The following is a 21,043-nucleotide window of genomic DNA, read 5'->3' as shown; positions in this document are numbered from 1 at the left end:
AGGCCGATCACAGATGACGACGAACGAGGCGAAGCTCCGCGACTACCTCAACCGGGTCGCCACCGAGCTCCACGAGACTCGCGGCCGCCTGCGTGAGGCCGAGGTCTTTGCCGCTGCGGCCCAGGCCGGCGCGCACTCCCAGGACGACGAGCCGATCGCGATCGTGGGGATGGCCTGCCGCTATCCCGGCGACGCGCGCACCCCCGACGACCTGTGGCGCCTGGTCACCGAGGAGCGGGACGTGATCGGCCCCTTCCCGACCGACCGCGGCTGGGATCTGGACCACCTCTACGACCCCGATCCGGAGCGCCACGGCCGGAGCTATGCCCGCGAGGGCGGCTTCCTCTACGAGGCGGGCGACTTCGACGCCGGGTTCTTCGGCATCTCCCCGCGCGAGGCGCTGGCCGCCGACCCGCAGCAGCGGCTGCTGCTGGAGACCGCCTGGGAGGCGCTGGAGCATGCGGCCATCGACCCCACCGCCCTGCGCGGCAGTCGGACTGGTGTCTTTGCCGGGGTGATCGCCCAGGAGTACGGGCCGAGCCTGCACCACCTTCCCGCCGAGCAGACCGACGGCTATGTGCTGACCGGCAGCACCACCAGCGTGGCGTCCGGCCGGATCGCCTACACCCTCGGCCTGGAGGGCCCGGCCGTCACCATTGACACCGCCTGCTCCTCCTCCCTGGTGGCGCTGCACCTGGCCGCGCAGTCGCTGCGGACCGGCGAGTCCACGCTGGCGCTCGCGGGCGGCGCGACCGTGCTGGCGGCCCCCGGAATGTTCATCGAGTTCAGCCGGCAGCGCGGCCTGGCCCCCGACGGCCGCTGCAAGCCGTTCGCCGGCGCGGCCGACGGCACCGCCTGGGGCGAGGGCGCCGGCGTGCTGGTGCTGGAGAAGCTCGCCGACGCCCGCAGGAACGGCCACCGGGTACTGGCCGTGCTGCGCGGCTCCGCCGTGAACCAGGACGGCCGCAGCAGCCAGCTCACCGCCCCCAACGGCCCGTCCCAGCAGCGCGTCATCCGGCAGGCGCTGGACGCGGCCGGCCTGGGCGCCGGCGATGTGGACGTGGTGGAGGCGCACGGCACCGGGACCCGTCTCGGCGACCCGATCGAGGCGCAGGCGCTGATCGCCACCTATGGCGAGGGACGCTCGGCCGACCGGCCGCTGTGGCTGGGCTCGCTGAAGTCCAACATCGGCCACACCCAGGCCGCGGCCGGTGTGGCCGGTGTGATCAAGATGGTGCAGGCGCTGCGCCACGGCGTGCTGCCGAAGACCCTGCATGTGGACCAGCCGTCCCCGTATGTGGACTGGTCGGACGGCACAGTAAGGCTGCTGACGGAGACTCAGCCCTGGCCCGGTCTCGACCGGCCCCGCCGGGCGGCGGTGTCCGCGTTCGGGGTGAGCGGCACCAACGCCCACGTGATCATCGAGCAGGCCCCCGAAGTCGAGGCGCCTGTCGACTCCACCGATGCAACCCCCGCCGTGCTCCCCTGGCTGCTCTCGGCCCAGTCCGCGCAGGCGCTGCGGGGCCAGGCCGCACGGCTGTCGACGCACCTCGACGCCGCCGCTGAGACCGCCGAATCGCCACTGCACACCGCTCATGCGCTGGCCACCACCCGTGCGCTGCTGGAAGAGCGCGCCGTGGTCGTCGGCGACCCCGCAGGCGTCGCCGCGCTCGCCCGGGGCGAGGAGGCCCCCGGTGTGGTCCGCGGCAGCGCCGATGTCACCGGGAAGACCGTCTTCGTCTTCCCCGGCCAGGGCTCGCAGTGGGTCGGCATGGCCACCGAACTGCTGGCGACCTCGCCGGTGTTCGCGGCCAAGCTGGAGGAGTGCGCCGCCGCGCTCGCCCCGCACACCGACTGGTCGCTGCTCGACGTCCTGCGCGGCGTCGACGGCACCCCCGACCCGGACAGGGTCGATGTGGTCCAGCCCGCGCTCTGGGCGGTGATGGTCGCCCTCGCCGAACTGTGGAAGTCCTACGGCGTCCTCCCCGACGCCGTGGTCGGTCACAGCCAGGGGGAGGTCGCCGCCGCCTATGTGGCCGGCGGCCTCACCCTGGACGACGCGGCCCGGATCGTCGCCCTGCGCGCCCAGGCCCTGGCCACACTGTCCGGACGCGGCGGGCTGATCGCCGTGGCCGGTCCGGTCGCCGAGGTCGAGGCCCGGATCGCCGGTTGGGGCGAGCGGCTCTCCATCGGCGTGGTCAACGGCCCGAGTTCCACCGTGGTCTCCGGCGACTTGGAGGCCCTGGCCGAACTCACCGCCGCCTACACCGCCGAGGGCGTCCGGGCCCGTCCGGTGGCCATCGACTATGCCTCGCACTCCGCCCAGACCGAGGGGCTGCGCGGCGAGTTGACGGAACTGCTCGGCGGGGTCCGGCCGCGGAACGGCGACGTCCCGCTGTTCTCCACGGTGACCGCCGACTGGCAGGACACGGCGGGCATGGACGCCGACTACTGGTTCGCCAATCTGCGCCGCACGGTCCGCTTCGAGGAGGCGGTACGCGCGCTGGCGGCGGACGGGCACACCGTGTTCATCGAGGTCAGCCCGCATCCGGTGCTCACCGGAGCGGTCGAGGACACCTTGGCGGACGCCGAGGTGCGCGACACCGTGGTGGTGGGCTCGCTGCGCCGGGGCGACGGCGGCCAGGAGCGCTGGCTGACGTCAGCGGCCGAACTCCACGTCCGCGGCGTGCGGGTGGACTGGACGGCGGCGTTCGGCGGAGTGAAGCCCCGTCAGGTCGAGCTGCCCACCTACGCCTTCCAGCGGGAGCGCTACTGGCTGGACGCCACCCGCTCGCCGGAACTGCTGGCGAGAGTCGGGGGCGGCGCGGACCTCTCCGGGCCGGACTCCTGGCGCTACCGGGTGCAGTGGCGCCCGGTGCCGGTGACGGCGGCTGAGCGGCTGTCGGGGCGGTGGCTGCTGGCGGTGCCCGCGACCCACGCCGACCACGCCTGGGCCGCCGGGCTGAGCCGGGAGCTGACCGCGCGCGGCGCAGAGGTGGTGCCGGTCCTCGTCGCCGCTGACGGGGTCGACCGCGCCGCGCTCGCCGAGCAGCTGGGCGTGCTGGCCGACGAGCCGGTCGCCGGTGTGGTGTCGCTGCTGGGGCTCGGCGAGGGCAGCCACCCCGCGTACCCGGCCGTGCCCTGGTCCTACGCCGCGAATGTGGCGCTGACCCAGGCGGCTGAGGACAGCGGGGCCACCGCTCCGGTCTGGTTCCTGACCGGCGGCGCGGTCTCCACCGGTCCCTCGGACCCGGTCACCGCGCCGGACCAGGCGCTGGTGTGGGGCTTCGGCGCGATCCTCGCGGTGGAGAGCCCGGCGCAGTGGGGCGGCCTGGTCGACCTCCCGTCCGCACCGGACGCCCGCAGCTGGCAGCAACTGGCCGGACTGCTCGCGGACCAGGAGCGGGGCCAGGGCCGGGGACGTGAGGCAGAGGTCGCCCTGCGCTCCGCCGGAGTCTTCGGCCGCCGCCTGGTCCCGGCCCCTGCCTCGACAGCAGGCGACAGCCCGGAGCCGTGGACTCCCCGCGGCACCACCCTGATCACCGGCGGCACCGGCGCCCTGGGCGGCCATGTCGCCCGCTGGCTGGCCGGTCGCGGCGCCGAGCACCTGCTGCTGGTCAGCAGGCGCGGCGCGGACGCCCCCGGCGCGGCCGAGCTGGCGGCCGAACTGACCGCGCTCGGCACGGCGGTCTCCTTCGCCGCCGCCGATATCTCCGACCGGGCCGAAGTCGAGGCCCTGCTCGCCGGAATCCCGGCCGACCGCCCGCTCGGTTCGGTGGTGCACACCGCCGCCGCCCTGCACGACGCCCTGATCACCGCCCTCACCCCCGAGCACCTGGACCTCGCGCTGCGGGCCAAGGTACGTGCGGCGCAGTATCTGCACGAGCTGACGGCGGACCTCGACCTGTCGGCGTTTGTGCTGTTCTCCTCGGTGGCCGGCCTCTGCGGCATCCCCGGCCAGGGCAACTACGCCCCCGGCAACGCCTACCTGGACGCCCTTGCTGCTCAGCGCCGAGCCGCCGGGCTCACCGCCACCTCCGTCGCCTGGGGCCACTGGGCCGGGGCCGGCATCGCCGCCTCGGGCGCGGAGGAGCAACTGCTGCGGCACGGGCTGGCGTCGCTGCCCGCCGAGCCCGCGGTGGAACTGCTCGGGCAGATCCTGGACCAGGACGAGAGCCACCTGGTGGTCGCCGACGTCGATTGGGCCGCCTTCTTCCGCGGCCGAAGCCACCCACTGGCCGCTGAGCTTCCCGGAGTTCTTCGGGAAAAGGTCGGTGACGTTGCGTCATCCATCGACTCCAGTGACCTGACGGCCCGTCTGACCGGCCTGCCTGCTGGTGAGCGGCGGCGTGGCCTGCTCGGGATCGTCCGGGCGGCAGCGGCGTTGGTGCAGCGGCGTGGCTCGGCCGAGGACATCGATCCGGCGAAGGCCTTCCGCAACCAGGGCTTCGACTCGCTGACCGCCGTGGAGTTCCGCAACCGCCTCGGCGCGGTGACCGGCCGTCGGCTGCCCGCGACCGTGGTCTTCGACCACCCCACGCCCACCGCGCTCACCGACTGGCTGGCCGAGGAGCTGTGGGGCGGCGACCAGGCCCCGGCCGCGCTGCTGCCCGCCGTCGCCGTGCGTACGGACGACGACCCCATCGCCATCGTCGGCATGGCCTGCCGCTTCCCCGGCGGGGTCGCTTCGCCGGAGGACCTGTGGCGGCTGGTCAGCGAGGGCGTGGACGCCCTCACCGAGTTCCCGACCGATCGCGGCTGGGATCTGGACCGGCTCTACAGCGCCGACCCGGACCGTCCGGGCACCTCGTACTCCCGGCACGGCGGCTTCCTGGAGGGCGCGGCGGATTTCGACGCCGAGTTCTTCGGGATCTCCCGTCGCGAGGCCCTCGCCGTGGACCCGCAGCAGCGGCTGCTGCTGGAGACCACCTGGGAGGTGCTGGAGCGGGCCGGCATCGACCCGGACGCGCTGCGCGGCAGCCGAACCGGTGTCTTCGCCGGAACCTCCGGACGCGACTACGGCTCGGCGGCCCAGCAGGTGCCGGACGAGCTGGAGGCCTACCTGGGGATCGGCAACGCGGGCAGTGTCGCCTCGGGGCGGATCTCCTACACCTTCGGTTTCGAGGGCCCGGCGGTGACCGTCGACACCGCCTGCTCCTCTTCGCTGGTGGCGCTGCACCTGGCGGCGCAGTCGCTGCGCTCCGGCGAGTCCGACCTGGCGGTCGCGGGCGGCGTGCTGGTGATGTCCACCCCGACCACCTTCATCGAGTTCAGCCGGCAGCGCGCGATGTCCGAGGACGGCCGCTGCAAGGCCTTCGCGGCCGGTGCGGACGGGACAGGCTGGGCCGAGGGCGTGGGGCTGCTGCTGGTGGAGCGGCTCTCCGACGCCCAGCGGAACGGCCATGAGGTGCTGGCGGTGCTGCGCGGCTCGGCGGTGAACCAGGACGGTGCGTCCAACGGTCTGACCGCCCCCAGCGGCCCGTCCCAGCAGCGGGTGATCCGGCAGGCGCTGGCGAGTGCCGGCCTCGGCACCGGCGATGTGGACGCGGTGGAGGCACATGGCACCGGTACCCGTCTGGGCGACCCGATCGAGGCGACAGCTCTGATCGCGACCTATGGCCAGGGCCGAGACGAGGACCGGCCGCTGTGGTTGGGCTCGGTGAAGTCCAACATCGGCCACACCCAGGCCGCGGCCGGCGTGGCCGGGGTCATCAAGATGGTGCAGGCGATTCGCCATGGGCTGCTGCCGCGGACCCTGCACGTGGACGCGCCTTCGCCGTTTGTGGACTGGTCGGCGGGCGGTGTACAGCTGCTGACGGAGGCTCAGCAGTGGCCGGAGCTGGACCGGCCGCGCCGGGCGGCGGTGTCGGCCTTCGGGGTGAGCGGCACCAACGCCCACGTCATCATCGAGCAGGCCCCGGAGACGGCGCCGCTTGCACCCGAGGCCGACCAGGCCCCCGCGGTGCTGCCCTGGGTGGTCTCGGCCCGTACCCCGCAGGCGCTGGCCACGGCCGCCGGACAGCTTGCCGACCTACTGGACACCGCCGACGCACCCGAGCTCTTTGCCACCGCCTACGCACTGGCCTCCACCCGCTCCGCACTGGAGGAGCGTGCCGTGGTGCTCGGCGATCCGGCCGGGCTGCGGGCGCTCGCTCGCGGCGAGTCCGGGCCTGAGCTGGTGTCAGGTTCGGTGGCCGGCGCGGGCGGCCTGGCCTTCCTGTTCAGCGGGCAGGGCAGTCAGCGCACCGGGATGGGACGCGAGCTGTATGCGGCGTATCCCGCCTACGCGGCGGCCTTTGACGCCGTCGCCGCCGAGCTGGACCCGCTGTTGGACCGGCACCTCGCGGAGGTGATCGGCTCCGGGGTCGGCCTCGATGACACCGGCTACACCCAGCCGGCCCTGTTCGCGGTGGAGGTCGCGCTGTTCCGGCTCTATGAGTCCTGGGGCGTCCGCCCCGACTTTGTCACCGGCCACTCCATTGGCGAGCTGGCGGCGGCCCATGTGGCCGGTGTGCTCTCGCTGCACGATGCGGCCGTGCTGGTCGCGGCGCGGGCGCGGCTCATGCAGGCGGCCCCTGGCGGCGGGGCGATGGCCGCGATCCAGGCCACCGAGGCCGAGGTGTTGGCCGCACTGACCGCCCACGGCGGCGCTGTCTCCATCGCCGCCGTCAACGGCCCGACCGCGGTCGTGGTCTCCGGCGACGAGCAGGCCGTGCTGGCCGTCGCCCAGCAGTTCGCGGACCAGGGCCACCGGACCCGGCGGCTCAAGGTCAGCCATGCCTTCCACTCCGCGCACCTGGACGGCGTGCTGGCCGAGTTCGGCGCCATCGCCGCGACCTTGACCTATGCGGCACCGCAGATCCCGCTGGTGTCCACGCTGACCGGTCGGATCGCCACCGCCGACGAACTGGCCGACCCCGGCTACTGGGTCCGGCAGGTCCGTGAGGCCGTCCGCTTCGGCGACGCGGTCGCCGCGCTGGAGCAGAACGACGCCGGCACCTTCGTCGAGCTCGGCCCGGACGGCACGCTGACCGCGCTGGTCACGGGCGTCCTGCCGGACGCCGTCGCGGTGCCCACGCTGCGCCGGGACCGGTCCGAGCCGCTCACTGCCGTCACCGCGCTCGGCCGGGTCCACGTCCAGGGCCACGCCGTGGACTGGACCGCGCTGTTCACCGGTCCGCGCCCGGCCCGAGTCGATCTGCCGACCTATCCCTTCCAGCGCCGCCGCTACTGGCTGGAGCCCGCCGTCCGCTCGACGGACGCCGGTGGCCTGGGCCTCGGCAGCGTGGACCACCCGCTGCTCGGCGCCACGGTGACCCTGCCGGACGCGGACGGGGTGCTGCTCACCGGCAGCCTGTCCGTGCGCACCCACCCCTGGCTGGCCGACCACGTTGCTCTGGGCACAGCGCTACTGCCGGGCGCGGCGCTGGTGGAACTGGCGATCAGGGCCGGCGACGAGGCCTGCACCGGAACCCTGGACGAACTGGTGGTCGAGGCACCGCTGCGGCTGCCCGAGCACGGGGGCGTGCAGATCCAGGTGGCGGTGGGGGAGGCCGACGACGCCGGCCGTCGCTCGGTCACCGTGCACAGCCGCCCGGAGCAGGACGGCGCCTGGGTCCGCCATGCGGTCGGCGTGCTGTCCGCAGAGCCGCTGCCGGCAGCTGCGGACTTCACCGTGGAGGTGTGGCCGCCGACCGGCGCGCTGCCGGTCGAGATCGACGAGGTCTATGCGGCGCTCTCCGCCTCGGGGCTGGAGTACGGGCCTGCCTTCCGCGGCCTGCGCCAGGTCTGGCGCGACGGTGACACCTACTACGCGACCGCCGGACTCCCGGACGCCCCACGTGAGCAGGCCGCGCGCTTCGGAATCCACCCGGCGCTGCTGGACGCGGCGCTGCAACTGCCGGGACTGCGTACCGACCCGGCAGCAGGGCCGCAACTGCCCTTCGCCTACCGGGGCGTGGCACTCCATGCCGCAGGCGCGGCCGACCTACGGGTCCGGCTGCGGGTGGACGGTCCGCAGAGCTTCTCGCTGCAGGCCGTTGACGCTACCGGTTCGCCGGTCGTCTCCATCGCCTCACTGGCCACTCGCCCGGTGACCAGCGGACACCTCGGCGGCGCGCCGGCGCTGGGCCAGGACGCACTCTTCACGGTGGAATGGCCGGTCCTTCCGCTGCCCGCCACCACCGCGGCCCCGACCGCACCCGCCTGGGTGGATGTGGTGGCCGCAGCTGGTCCATCGGCCGCTGACGCCGACGTGCCGACCCAGGTGCGGACCGTGCTGCGGAGCACCCTGACGCTGGTGCAGAACTGGCTGGCCGACGACAACGACCCCGCTGCACGTCTGATCCTGGTCACCCGCAACGCCGTCGCCGTCACAGATCTCGCCGACACCGACCCGGTGCCGGCCTCGGTCTGGGGCCTACTGCGCTCCGCGCAGAGCGAGAACCCGGACCGCTTCCTGCTGGTCGACCTGGACGGCAGCGCCGCCTCCGAGGCTGTACTCGGCGCGGCCATCGACGCGGCACGCGCCGCCGACGAGAACCAACTCGCCCTGCGCGACGGGCTGGTGCACGTGCCACGACTGGCCCGCGCCACCGTCCCGGACAGCGCCGCCGCCACCGCCACCGCGTTGCCCTGGAACCCGGACGGGACCGTGCTGGTCACCGGCGGCACCGGAGTGCTCGGTGGGCTGCTGGCCCGACACCTGGTCGCTGAACGCGGTGTGCGGCAGCTGGTGCTGCTGTCCCGCAGCGGCTCCGCCGCACCCGGCGCGGTCGAGTTGCGGGACGAACTCGCCGCCCTGGGCGTACAGGTGACGCTCGCCGCCGCCGATGCCGCCGACCGCGACGCCCTGGCCGCCGTCCTCGCGGCGATACCGTCGCAGCACCCGCTGACCGCCGTGGTGCACACCGCCGGTGTGGTGGACGACGGGGTGATCGGCTCGCTGACGGCCGAACGCCTCGACACCGTGCTCGGGTCCAAGCTCGACGGGGCTTGGAATCTCCATGAACTGACGAAGGATCAGCCTGACCTGGCCGCCTTTGTGCTCTACTCCTCCGTGGCCGGGGTGCTCGGTTCGCCGGGCCAGTCCTCCTACGCCGCCGCCAACACCTTCCTGGACGCCCTGGCCGCCCACCGACAGGCGCTGGGTCTGCCGGCCCAGTCCCTCGCCTGGGGCCAGTGGGCCCAGGCCAGCGGGATCACCGGCCACCTCACCGCCACCGACCTGGCCCGGCTGGTCCGACTCGGCATCAAGCCGCTGACCTCCGCCGAGGGGACTGCTCTGTTCGACGCCGCGCTGCGGCTCCCGGACCGTCCGCTGCTGGTTCCCTCGCCGTTCGACACCACCGCGCTCGGCGCAGCGGGCGGGACGGTCGCGCCGCTGCTGCGCGGGCTGGTCCGGCCGACCCGCCGCACGGCCAGCACCGGGACGGCCGCACCCGCGGCCTCCTCGCTCGCCCAGCGGCTCACCGCGCTACCGGACGACGCCGAGCGTGACGCCCTGCTGCTGGACCTGGTCCGTACCGAGGTCGGCACGGTGCTGGGCGCCGACGCCGGGACGGTCGGCGCGCACCGGGCCTTCACCGCGCTGGGTGTGGACTCGCTCACCGCCGTCGAGCTGCGCAACCGGCTCAACGCGGCCAGCGGCCTGCGGCTCTCGGCCACCCTGGTCTTCGACCACCCGACCCCCGGCGCGCTGGCGGAACACCTGCGCACCCAACTCCTGGGCAGCGTCCCGGAACCCGCCCCGACGCCCACCGAGCCGACCACTGCGGAGCCGGACGACGACGCCATCGCCATCGTCGGGATGGCCTGCCGGCTCCCCGGCGGGGTCGCCTCGCCGGAGGACCTGTGGCGGCTGGTCGCCAGCGGCGGTGACGCGATCAGCGAGTTCCCCGACGACCGGGGCTGGGATCTGGAGGCGCTCTACTCCGCCGACCCGGAGAACCCCGGCACCTCCTACACCCGGCACGGCGGCTTCCTCGACCGCCCGGCCGACTTCGACGCCGGATTCTTCGGCATCTCGCCCCGCGAGGCGCTGGCCACCGACCCGCAGCAGCGGCTGCTGCTGGAGACCAGCTGGGAGGCGCTGGAGAGCGCCGGCATTGACCCGGACACCCTGCGCGGCAGCCGGACCGGGGTCTTCGCGGGGGTGATGTACCACGACTACGCACCACGGGTCCGTGAGGTCCCGGCGGAGCTGGAGGGCTGGCTCGGCAACGGCAGCGCGGGCAGTGTCGCCTCGGGCCGGATCTCCTACACCTTCGGCTTCGAGGGCCCGGCGGTGACGGTCGACACGGCCTGCTCCTCCTCGCTGGTCGCGCTGCATCTGGCCGCCCAATCGCTGCGCTCGGGGGAGTGCGACCTGGCGCTGGCCGGCGGCGTCGCGGTGATGTCCACACCGACCACCTTCGTCGAGTTCAGCCGCCAGCGCGCTCTCTCCACCGACGGCCGCTGCAAGGCCTACGCGGGCGCCGCCGACGGCACCGGCTGGGGCGAGGGAGTGGGGCTGCTGCTGGTCGAGCGACTGTCCGACGCACGTAGGCTCGGCCACGAGGTGCTGGCCGTGGTCCGTGGCACGGCCGTCAACCAGGACGGCGCGTCCAACGGCCTCACCGCGCCGAGCGGACCGTCCCAGCAGCGGGTGATTCGGCGGGCACTCGGCAATGCCGGATTGACGCCGGATCAGGTGGACGCCGTGGAGGGCCACGGCACCGGCACCACCCTGGGTGACCCGATCGAGGCGCAGGCCCTGATCGCCGCCTACGGCCAGGACCGCGACCCGGAACAGCCGCTCTGGCTCGGCTCGTTGAAGTCCAATGTCGGCCACACCCAGGCCGCCGCCGGTGCGGTCGGCGTCATCAAGATGGTGCAGGCGATCCGGCACGGTCTGCTGCCGCAGACACTGCATGTGGACCAGCCCTCCCCCTATGTCGACTGGCAGGACGGAGGCGTGCGGCTGCTGACGGAGGCTCAGCCCTGGCCGGAGAGCGGCCGTCCGCGCCGGGCCGGTGTGTCCTCGTTCGGCGTGAGCGGCACCAACGCCCACGTCATCATCGAGCAGGCCCCGCAGCAGCCCGCAGGTCCGACCGACGCAACGCCGCAGCCGGTGGCCGCCGCCCCGGTGGCGCTGCCCTGGCTGATCTCGGCCCGTACGCCCGAGGCGCTGCGCGGGCAGGCAGCCAAGCTGGCCGAGCACCTCGCCGCCGAGGGCGCGCCCGAGCCGGTGCACGCCGCCCATGCGCTGCTCACCAGCCGTGGTGCGCTGGAGCAGCGGGCGGTGGTCATCGGTGCGGCCGACAGCCTGGAAGGGCTGCAGGCGCTGGCCGCCGGCGACCCGGCCCCCGGGCTGGTCACCGGAACGGCGGACCTGACCGGGAAGACCGTGTTCGTCTTCCCGGGACAGGGCTCGCAGTGGGCCGAGATGGCGGTCGAACTCCTGGACACCGCACCGGTGTTCGCGGCCAGGATCGCCGACTGCGCCAAGGCCCTGGCCGCCCACACCGACTGGTCGCTGCTGGAGGTGCTGCGCGGCGCCGAGTCCGCCCCAGGGCTTGACCGGGTTGATGTGGTGCAGCCCGCGCTCTGGGCGGTGATGGTGTCCCTGGCCGAGCTGTGGACCTCCTACGGCGTGCGTCCCGACGCCGTGGTCGGCCACAGCCAGGGCGAGATCGCCGCCGCCTGCGTGGCGGGTGCGCTGACCCTGGACGACGCCGCCCGGGTGGTCGCCCTGCGCAGCCGGGCCATCCTGGCCCTGTCCGGGCGCGGCGGCATGGCCTCGGTGACGCTTCCGGCCGCCGAGGTGAGCCGGCGGATCGAGCGCTGGCAGGGCCGGATCTCCGTCGCGGTGGTGAACGGGCCCTCCTCGGTGGTGGTGTCCGGGGACCCGGACGCGCTGGCCGAACTGGTCGCCGAGTACCAGGCGGAGGACGTCCGGGCCCGGCTGATCCAGGTCGACTACGCCTCGCACTCGGCCCAGGTCGAGGACCTCCGCGAGGAGTTGCTCACCCTGCTGGAGCCGGTCCGGCCGCGCACCGCCACCGTGCCGCTGCTGTCCACGGTGACCGGCGACTGGATCGACACCGCGATCATGGACGCCGAGTACTGGGTCACCAACCTGCGCCAGACGGTCCGCTTCGAGGAGGCGGTGCGCGCCCTCGCCGCCCAGGGCCACACGGCATTTGTCGAGGTCAGCCCGCATCCGGTGCTCACCGTCCCGCTCCAGGAGACGCTGGAGTCGGCGGGCGAAGGGCGCAGCAGTGCGGTGGTCGGCTCGCTGCGGCGCGGCGCGGGGGATCTGCGGCGCTTCCTCGCCTCGGTCGCCGAGCTGTATGTGCGCGGAGTGCGGGTCGACTGGTCGGCCGCCTTCACCGGGGTGACGCCACGTCAGGTCGCGCTGCCGACCTATGCGTTCCAGCGGCAGCGGTACTGGCTGGACGCGGTGGTCTCCAACACCACGGTGAGCGCCACGCTGGCGCAGTTGCAGTCCACGTCCGGCGACGCCGGGCCGGCCTGGTCGCTGCGGCTGGCCGGGCTGGAGCCGTCCGAGCGGGCGACCGCGCTGCTCGGCCTGGTCCTGGCCGAGGTGGCCGTGGTCCTGGGCCACACCGGCAGCGCCGGGATCGACCCGACCGTGCGTTCCGCGACCTCGGGCTCAGTTCGCTCACCGCGGTGGAACTGCGCAACCGGATCGGCGTGGCCAGCGGTCTGGAACTGCCGGCCACGCTGGTCTTCGACCACCCGACCCCGGCCGCCATCGCCGACTATCTGCTCGCCGAACTCCCCTCCGACGGCTCCGCCGCTGCCCCGCTCACCGCCGCCGCCTCGCTGACCGCGCTGGAACAGGCGCTCGCGGCGACCGGCGGCGGCGCCGAGGACCTCGACGGGCTGTTGGCCCGACTGCGGGCCCTGGTGGACCGCTGGGGCGACGAGGAGAGCGGACTGCTCAGCCTCGACGACGAACTCGACCTGGAGACCGCGACCGACGAGGAGCTGTTCGAGCTGATGGACCGGAACGCCGAATCCCTCTGAGCAACCGTCAGATCCATCCCTTCCGACACACCGTCACATCACCCTGAGAGGCCTCCACTGCCATGGCGAACGACCAGAAGCTCCGCGAGTATCTGAAGCGCGCGCTCGCCGACGCCAGACAGGCGCAGAAGCGCCTGCTGGAGGTCGAGACCAGCCGCCGGGAGCCGATCGCCATCATCGGAATGGCCTGCCGCCTCCCCGGCGGGGTCGCCTCGCCCGAGGACCTGTGGCGGCTGGTCAGCGAAGGCAGCGACGTCATCAGCGAGTTCCCCGACAACCGCGGCTGGGATCTGGAGGCGCTCTACGACCCCGACCCGGAGCAGACCGGCACCTCCTACACCCGGCACGGCGGGTTCCTGGACACCGTCGCCGACTTCGACGCCGAGTTCTTCGGCATCTCGCCCCGCGAGGCGCTGGCCACCGACCCGCAGCACCGGCTGCTGTTGGAGACCGCCTGGGAGGCCTTCGAACGGGCCGGGATCGACCCCACCGGCCTCAAGGGCAGCCGGACCTCGGTCTTCGCGGGCATCGCCGGCGGCGACTACACCCCCAGGCTCCAGGACGCGCCCACGGAGCTGGAGGGCTACCTCGGCATCGGCGGCCTGGACAGTGTGGCCTCGGGCCGGATCTCCTACACCTTCGGCTTCGAGGGCCCGGCGGTGACGGTCGACACGGCGTGCTCGTCCTCGCTGGTGGCGCTGCACCTGGCGGCGCAGTCGCTGCGCTCGGGGGAGTCCGACCTCGCGCTCGCGGGCGGCGTCAGTGTGATGTCCACGGCGCAGGGCTTCGTGGAGTTCTCCCGGCAGCGCGGGCTCTCCGCCGACGGCCGCTGCAAGGCCTTCGGCGCGGGTGCGGACGGGACAGGCTGGGCCGAGGGGGTAGGGCTGCTGCTGGTGGAGCGGCTCTCCGACGCCCAGCGGAACGGCCATGAGGTGCTGGCGGTGCTGCGCGGCTCGGCGGTCAACCAGGACGGTGCGTCCAACGGCCTGACCGCGCCCAACGGCCCCGCACAGCAGCGGGTGATCCGGCAGGCGCTGGAGAACGCCCGGCTGACGCCCGCCGAGGTGCAGGCCGTGGAGGCACATGGCACCGGCACCTCGCTGGGCGACCCGATCGAGGCCCAGGCGATCATCGCCGCCTACGGCCAGAACCGGGACGCGGACCGTCCGCTCTGGCTCGGCTCGCTGAAGTCCAACATCGGCCACACCCAGGCGGCGGCCGGGGTGGCCGGGGTCATCAAGACGGTGCAGGCCCTGCGGCACGGGGTGCTGCCGCGCACCCTGCACGCCGACGAGGCGACCCCCTACGTGGACTGGTCGGCGGGCGCGGTGCGGCTGCTGACGGAAGCCCGTGCCTGGCCCGAGACCGAGGGCCCGCGCCGGGTCGGCGTCTCCGCCTTCGGCGCCAGCGGCACCAACGCCCACGTGATCATCGAGCAGGCCCCGATTGCCGACGTCGCTGCCGAAGCCGACTCGCTCGCCGACGTGGCCGAGGCGCAGCCGGTGCCGGCGCCGCGCCCGGCAACCCCGCTGCCGCTGCTGCTGTCCGCACGCACGCCCGACGCGCTGCGGGCCCAGGCCGCGCGGCTGGCCGACAGCCTGGACGCCGGCGCGGCCCCCGACCCGGTGGACCTGGCGTACTCGCTGGTCACCACCCGGGCCCTGCTCGGCGAGCGAGCCGTGCTGGTCGGCGGAGCCGAGGGGCTGCGGGCACTCGCACGTGGCGACTCGGCATCGGATCTGGTGCAGGGCTCGGCAGCCGGCGCGGGCGGCCTCGCCTTCCTCTTCACCGGCCAGGGCAGCCAGCGGGTCGGCATGGGCCAAGGCCTGTATGCCGCGTATCCGGCCTTCGCCGCCGCCTTCGACGCGGTGGCGGCCGAGCTCGACCCGCTGCTCGGCCGTTCGCTGGCCGAGGTGGTGGAGTCCGGCGACGGGCTCGACGACACCGGGCTGACCCAGCCCGCGCTGTTCGCGCTCGAAGTCGCCCAGTTCCGACTGCTGGAGTCCTGGGGCGTCCGCCCCGACTTTGTCGCCGGTCACTCCATCGGCGAGCTGGCGGCGGCCCATGTGGCGGGCGTGCTGTCGCTGCCGGATGCGGCGGCGCTGGTCGCGGCACGGGCCCGGCTGATGGCAGCGCTGCCGGGCGGCGGGGCGATGGTCGCCGTCGAGGCGGCCGAGGACGAGGTGCTCGCCGTGCTGGCCGGGCACGGTGACGGAGTGTCAGTCGCCGCCGTCAACGGCCCGACCTCGGTGGTGGTGTCCGGCGATGAGCAGACCGTGCTCGCGGTCGCCCAGGAGTTCACCGTCCGCGGGCGGCGGACCCGGCGGCTGCGCGTGAGCCATGCGTTCCACTCCCCGCACATGGACGCCATGCTGGCCGAGTTCGGAGAGATCGCCGCCACCCTGACCTACGCGGCCCCGCGGATACCCGTGATCTCGGACGTGACCGGTCGGCTGGCCGCTGCCGAGGAGCTGACCAGCCCGGACTACTGGGTCCGGCAGGTCCGCGCGGCTGTGCGCTTCAGCGATGTGGTGGGAGAGCTGGCCGCGTCCGGGGTCACCACCTTTGTGGAGCTGGGCCCCGACGGCACGCTGAGCGCGCTGGTCACCGAAACGCTGCCGGAAGCCGTGGCCGTCCCGGTCTGCCGCCGGGACCGGCCCGAGGCCTTCACCGCCGTCGCCGCGCTGGGCCGGATCCATGTCCGGGGCCATGGCGTGGACTGGTCGGCGCTGTTCGAGGGCCTCCGGCCGCGCAAGGTCGATCTGCCGACGTATCCCTTTCAGCGCCGCCGCTACTGGCTGGAGCCCGCGGCCCGGACGGTGGACGCCTCCGGTCTCGGCCTCGGCGCGATCGACCACCCCTTCCTGGGGGCGGCCGTCACCCTGCCGGACAACGACGGAGTCGTGCTCACCGGCAGCCTCTCGCTGCGCACCCACCCCTGGCTGGCGGACCACGCGGTGCAGGGCACCGTCGTGGTCCCCGGCACCGCCCTGCTGGACCTGGCGATCCGGGCCGGCGACCAGGTGGGCGCCGGAACCCTGGACGAGCTGGTGATCGAAGCACCGCTGGTGCTGCCCACCCGCGGCGCGGTCCACCTCCAGGTCGCGGTGGGCGCTCCCGACGAGACCGGCGCCAGGCCGGTCACCCTCCACTCCCGCCCGGCGGACGCGTCCCCTTCGTCTGCTGCTGAGCTTGCCTGGAGCAGGCACGCCTCAGGCCGACTGCTCGACACCCCGCAGCAGCCGCAGGAGCCCTTCGCGGCGGGCCCCTGGCCGCCGGCCGGGGCCGAGCCGCACCCGGTCGACGGGGTCTATGAGGCGCTGGCGGACGCCGGACTGGCCTACGGTCCCGCGTTCCGCGGACTCCAGGCCGCCTGGCGCGACGGCGACACCTTCTACGCCACCGTGGCCCTGCCCGAGGACCAGCGCGAGCAGGCCGAGGCCTTCGGCATCCACCCGGCCCTGCTCGACGCCGCGGTGCACCTGACCGCGCACGACAGCCTCACCGGCACCCCGGAGGGATCGAGCAGGCTCCCCTTCGCCTACGAGGGCGTGCGACTGTATGCGGCCGGAGCGACCGCGCTCCGCGTCCGGCTGCGTTATACCGGCCCTGAGACGATCTCGGTGGACGTGGCCGATGCGACCGGCGCGCCGGTCGCATCCGTCGAGGCGCTGCGCGCCCGGCTGGTCTCCTCGGCACAACTGGCCTCCGCCCGAACCGATCTGCAGGACGCGTTGTTCCAACTCGACTGGAAGGAACTGCCGCTGTCCGGGGAGGCAGCCGAGCAGCACCGCTCATACCCCGACCTGGCCTCCATCGAGCCCGGCGCGGAGGCACGCCCCTGGCTTGCGGTCAACGTCGGCCTGGGTGCGGGCGCGGACGTTCCCGAGGCCGTGCGGGGCTCCCTGCGAAGCACTCTGACGCTCACTCAGGAGTGGCTGGCCGACGACCGCTGGCAGGCAACCCGCCTGGTCGCGGTGACTCGCAACGCCGTTGCCGTCACCAACACCGAGCGGGCGGATCTGGTGGCCGCGCCCGTATGGGGCCTGTTGCGCTCCGCACAGGCCGAACACCCGGACCGGATCCTGCTGGTGGACCTGGACGACGACCCCGCGTCCGAGGCCGCCCTCGCCGCCGCCGTGAGCACCGCTCTCGCAGCGGGTGAACCCCAACTCGCGCTGCGCGCAGGGGCTGCCCTGGTCCCGAGGCTGGCCCGTGCCGCAGCCGCGCCCGAACACGACCCCGAACCCGGACCCTGGGATCCGGACGGCACCGTCCTGATCACCGGCGGCACCGGCGTGCTGGCCGGACTGCTGGCTCGGCATCTGGTTGCCACCCGCGGGGTGCGGCATCTCCTCCTGCTCTCCCGCAGCGGTTCCGACGCCGCCGACGCTCAGCAGTTGCAAGCCGAACTCGCCGAGCTGGGCGCGGAGGTGCAGTTCGCGGCGGTCGACATCGCTGACCGTGACGCCCTGGCTGCCGCCCTGGCCACGATTCGCCCGGAGCACCCGCTCACCGCAGTGGTGCACACGGCCGGCGTGGTGGACGACGGCGTGATCGCCTCGCTCACCCCCGAGCGCCTGGACGGCGTGCTCCGTCCCAAGGCCGAAGGGGCTTGGAACCTGCATGAACTGACGCAGCATCAGCACAACCCGGTGTCCTTCGTTCTCTACTCCTCGGTGGCCGCTCTGTTCGGCGGTCCCGGTCAGTCCTCCTACGCGGCCGCGAACACCTTTCTGGACGCGTTGGCCGCCCATCGCCGCGCCGAGGGTCTGCCAGCCCAGTCCCTTGCCTGGGGCCAGTGGGCCGCGGCCAGTGGGGTCACCGCCCAGCTCACCGAGGCCGATCTGCGTCGGGCCGCCCGGGCCGGGATCCGGCCGATCTCCTCCGAGCAGGGCGTGCAACTCTTCGACGCCGCGGAGAAGTTGGCGGCCCCTTACCTGGTGCCCGCCCCACTCGATCTGAATGCTCTACGCGGCGCCGCCGTCCCGGCCCTGCTGCGCGGCCTGGTCCGTCCGCTCCGCCGTCCCGCCCGCACCGCCGCCGTCGGCGGTCCGACGCTCGCCCAGCGGCTGGCCGGACTGGACGAGGACGGGCGCACGGCGGTGCTGCTCGACCTGGTGCGGACCGAGGTGGCCCATGTGCTCGGCACCGAGCCGGCGGCGGTGCCGGCCGAGCGTGCCTTCAATGACCTCGGCCTCGACTCCCTCTCCGCCGTGGAACTGCGCAACCGGCTCACCGTCGTCACTGGCCTACGGCTACCGCCCACGGTCACCTTCGACCAGCCCAGCCCCGTCCAACTGGCCTCCCACCTGCGGGAACAGCTCGGCGAACCATCACTTCAGCAGGTCGCCCCGGCCGCTGGGACAACCCCCGCCGACCCGCAGCACCCGCTCTCGGAGCTCTACCGCAGGCTCGCCGCCCAGGGCAGTTTCGCCCAGGCCTCGGCGCTGATCGGGATCGCCTCGCATCTGCGTTCCCGCTTCGGTGCGGAGGAGCGCGACACCCACGCCCTGCCGCCGATCCAACTCGCCTCAGGAACCGGCAAGGCAGCCGTGGTCTGCTTCCCGGCGCTGAGCGCCATCTCCGGGCCGCACGAGTACGCCCGCTTCGGCCACTCCTTCCAAGGGGAGCGCGATGTCTTCGTTCTCCCCTCGCCCGGCTGGAAGGCCGACGACAGCCTTCCGGAGGACCTGGACACCTTCCTCCGGCTGCACGTCGAGACGGTGCTGCGGGTGGTCGGCGACGAGCGGCCGTTCGTGGTGGTGGGCCGCTCCATGGGCGGCTGCGTGGCCCATGCGGTCGCGGCCAGGCTGGAGGAGCTGGGGCGACCCGCGTCCGGCCTGGCGCTGATCGACGCCTATCCGATCGACAGCGCCACCCGCGAGGGCATGGGGGAGTGGTGGCTGACCGCCATGCTCACCGGGATGCTCGACCGGATCGAGCAGTACGACATGGTCTGGAGCGACGCCAGTCTGACCGCGATGGGCGGCTACAACACCGTCTTCGACGGCTGGCAGCCCAAGCCCGTCGACGCGCCGATCCTGTCCGTCCGCGCCGACACCCCGTTGCGCGGCACCGTGGTCGACCCGACGGGGCGTTTCGACTGGCGCGCCTACTGGCCCCTCCCGCACGAGGCGGTGGACGTCCCCGGCGACCACTTCACCCTGCTGGAGCAGCACACCCCGACGACGGCGGACGCCGTCCGGCAGTGGATCGAGAACAAGGAGCAGCAATGGTCAGTCCAGTAACGGCGGCGCCCCCGGTGGCGGTCGTCACAGGAGCCGCGTCCGGCATCGGCGAGGCGACGGTGCGGCTGTTCCAGGAACGCGGCCACCGAGTGGTGGCCGTGGACGTGGACGAGGAGGGCCTGGCGAAGCTCGCGGTCCTGGACGGCGTGGTCACCCTGGTCGGTGACGTCGCCGTGGAGGAGACCAGCGTCGGCGCGGTCCGGCTGGCGCTGGAGCACTTCGGCCGACTGGACGTGGCCGTTCTGAACGCCGGCATCGGCGGCTCCGGGCCGCTGGAGTCCGCCGGGGCGATCGAGCGCTTCGACCGGCTGTTCGCGGTCAATGTGCGCGGCGTGGCGCTCGGGATCCGGGCGGCGGTGCCGGCCCTGCGGGCGTCCGGGGGCGGGGCGATCGTCGCCACCTCCTCGGTGTCCGGGCTCCGCGGCGACCCGGGGACCTGGGGCTACAACGCCACCAAGGCCGCGGTGATCAACCTGGTGCGCGGTGCCGCGATCGACTACGCGGCGGAGAACATCAGGATCAACGCGATCGCCCCCGGCGGCACCATTACCGCCCTGACCAGCGGTGTTGTCGCCCACCCCGAGCTGGGGGCGGCGGTCACCCGCCGGATCTCGGCCCAGCGCTGGGCCGCGCCGCGCGAGCAGGCCGAGGTCGTCTGGTTCCTGGCCTCGCCTGCCGCTTCCTACGTGACCGGGGTGACAGTCCCGGTCGACGGGGGTCTCACTGCGAACGGGGGCATCCTGCTCCCGCCGCCGGCCCCGTTCTCCACCAAGTAGCTGTCCACCTACCCAGAAGGAGACAACGCATGAGCACCGTGACCGACACCATTGAGGCCAACAAGCAGCTCGCCCGGAGGTACTTCGAGGAGCTGGTCAACGGGCAGCGGATCGAGCTGCTGGAGGAGCTGTTGGCGGCCGACGCCGCCGACGAGACCCGGGTCGGCGTGGGCGGCAGCGGCACCCGCGAGGACTTCCGCGGGCACCTGGAGTGGCTCTGGCAGAGCGTCAAGGACCTGAAGGTGACCCTGGACGACCTGGTCGCCGAGGGGGACCGGGTGATCGCCTTCTGGACCATCGCCGGCATCCACGAGGGCGCGATCTTCGGGGTCGAGGGCACCGGCCGCCGGTTCACCGGACGCAGCATCAGCTCACTCACCATCAGGGACGGCCAGGTCGTCCGCTACAACGTGCTGCCGGACCGGCTCGGCATCGTCCAGCAGCTGACCGGACCGGCCCTGTGAGCACTGAACTGACGCCGCAGGACCGCGAGGAGATCCGGCAGTTGCTGGCGCTGTTCGCGCATGTCTTCGACAACGGCGAACGGGACGCGCTGGACCAGGTGTTCAGCAAGGACGGGACGATCGAACTGGTCCGTGCCGAGAGCAGGTTCTTCCGCGGCCTGGACGCCATCCGGGAGTTCAACGAGGCCCTCGGCGCGCAGTCGCCCGACCACCACACCCTGGACACCGTGCTGACGGTCGACGAGGACGGCACCGTCCGGGGCCGCAGCCGCTATCTGGCGATCCTCGCCGACGGCAGCGTCCACAACGGCGACTACCTGGACGTGCTGGAGCGGACCGGGCAGGGCTGGCGGATCAGGCTCCGCCGCTCCGTCCCGCGCTACCCAGCTGCTGCGACAGGCAGCTAAGGGGTCCGCTAGGGGTCCGCTAGGGGTACGGCGGCCCGGGGGCGTCTCGATAGCTTCGAGGCATCCCCGGGCCGTCCGCAGGTCGGCCCCGGCTCGCGTCGACTTCAGCGAAT

The 21,043-nt window shown here is 73.6% G+C and carries 4 protein-coding genes and 2 pseudogenes; all 6 read left to right on the top strand.

Going from position 1 to position 21,043, the window contains the following annotated elements; translation table 11 throughout:
* Window positions 1–55: 55 nt before the first annotated feature.
* Window positions 56–12,298: pseudogene (locus tag ACXKR8_RS10215) on the top strand (SDR family NAD(P)-dependent oxidoreductase); the annotation flags it as partial.
* 374 nt (window positions 12,299–12,672) lie between these two features.
* Complete coding sequence (locus ACXKR8_RS10210; protein ID WP_462100437.1) at window positions 12,673–13,032, top strand: acyl carrier protein; 360 nt, start codon at window positions 12,673–12,675, stop codon at window positions 13,030–13,032.
* Between the two features lie 80 nt (window positions 13,033–13,112).
* A pseudogene (locus ACXKR8_RS10205) lies at window positions 13,113–19,283 on the top strand (SDR family NAD(P)-dependent oxidoreductase); the annotation flags it as partial.
* Complete coding sequence (locus ACXKR8_RS10200) at window positions 19,268–20,059, top strand: SDR family NAD(P)-dependent oxidoreductase (protein WP_458272585.1); 792 nt, start codon at window positions 19,268–19,270, stop codon at window positions 20,057–20,059. The pseudogene ACXKR8_RS10205 and the gene ACXKR8_RS10200, both read left to right, overlap by 16 nt.
* 29 nt (window positions 20,060–20,088) lie before the next feature.
* Complete coding sequence (locus ACXKR8_RS10195; RefSeq protein ID WP_458272584.1) at window positions 20,089–20,523, top strand: ester cyclase; 435 nt, start codon at window positions 20,089–20,091, stop codon at window positions 20,521–20,523.
* A complete protein-coding gene (locus ACXKR8_RS10190; RefSeq protein ID WP_458272583.1) occupies window positions 20,520–20,930 on the top strand; it encodes a nuclear transport factor 2 family protein in 411 nt (136 codons plus the stop codon). The genes ACXKR8_RS10195 and ACXKR8_RS10190 overlap by 4 nt, the downstream gene beginning before the upstream one ends.
* Window positions 20,931–21,043: the final 113 nt, after the last annotated feature.

This window comes from Streptacidiphilus sp. PAMC 29251 (assembly GCF_054208735.2).
Note: the sequence above shows the minus strand (reverse complement) of the source record. Positions and strands in the feature narration are given on the sequence as shown.

Excerpts from the sequence above, each read along its gene's own strand:
- ACXKR8_RS10200 (WP_458272585.1), top strand. The coding sequence starts at position 19,268 with ATGGTCAGTCCAGTAACGGCGGCGCCCCCGGTGGCGGTCGTCACAGGA.
- ACXKR8_RS10195 (WP_458272584.1), top strand. The coding sequence starts at position 20,089 with ATGAGCACCGTGACCGACACCATTGAGGCCAACAAGCAGCTCGCCCGG.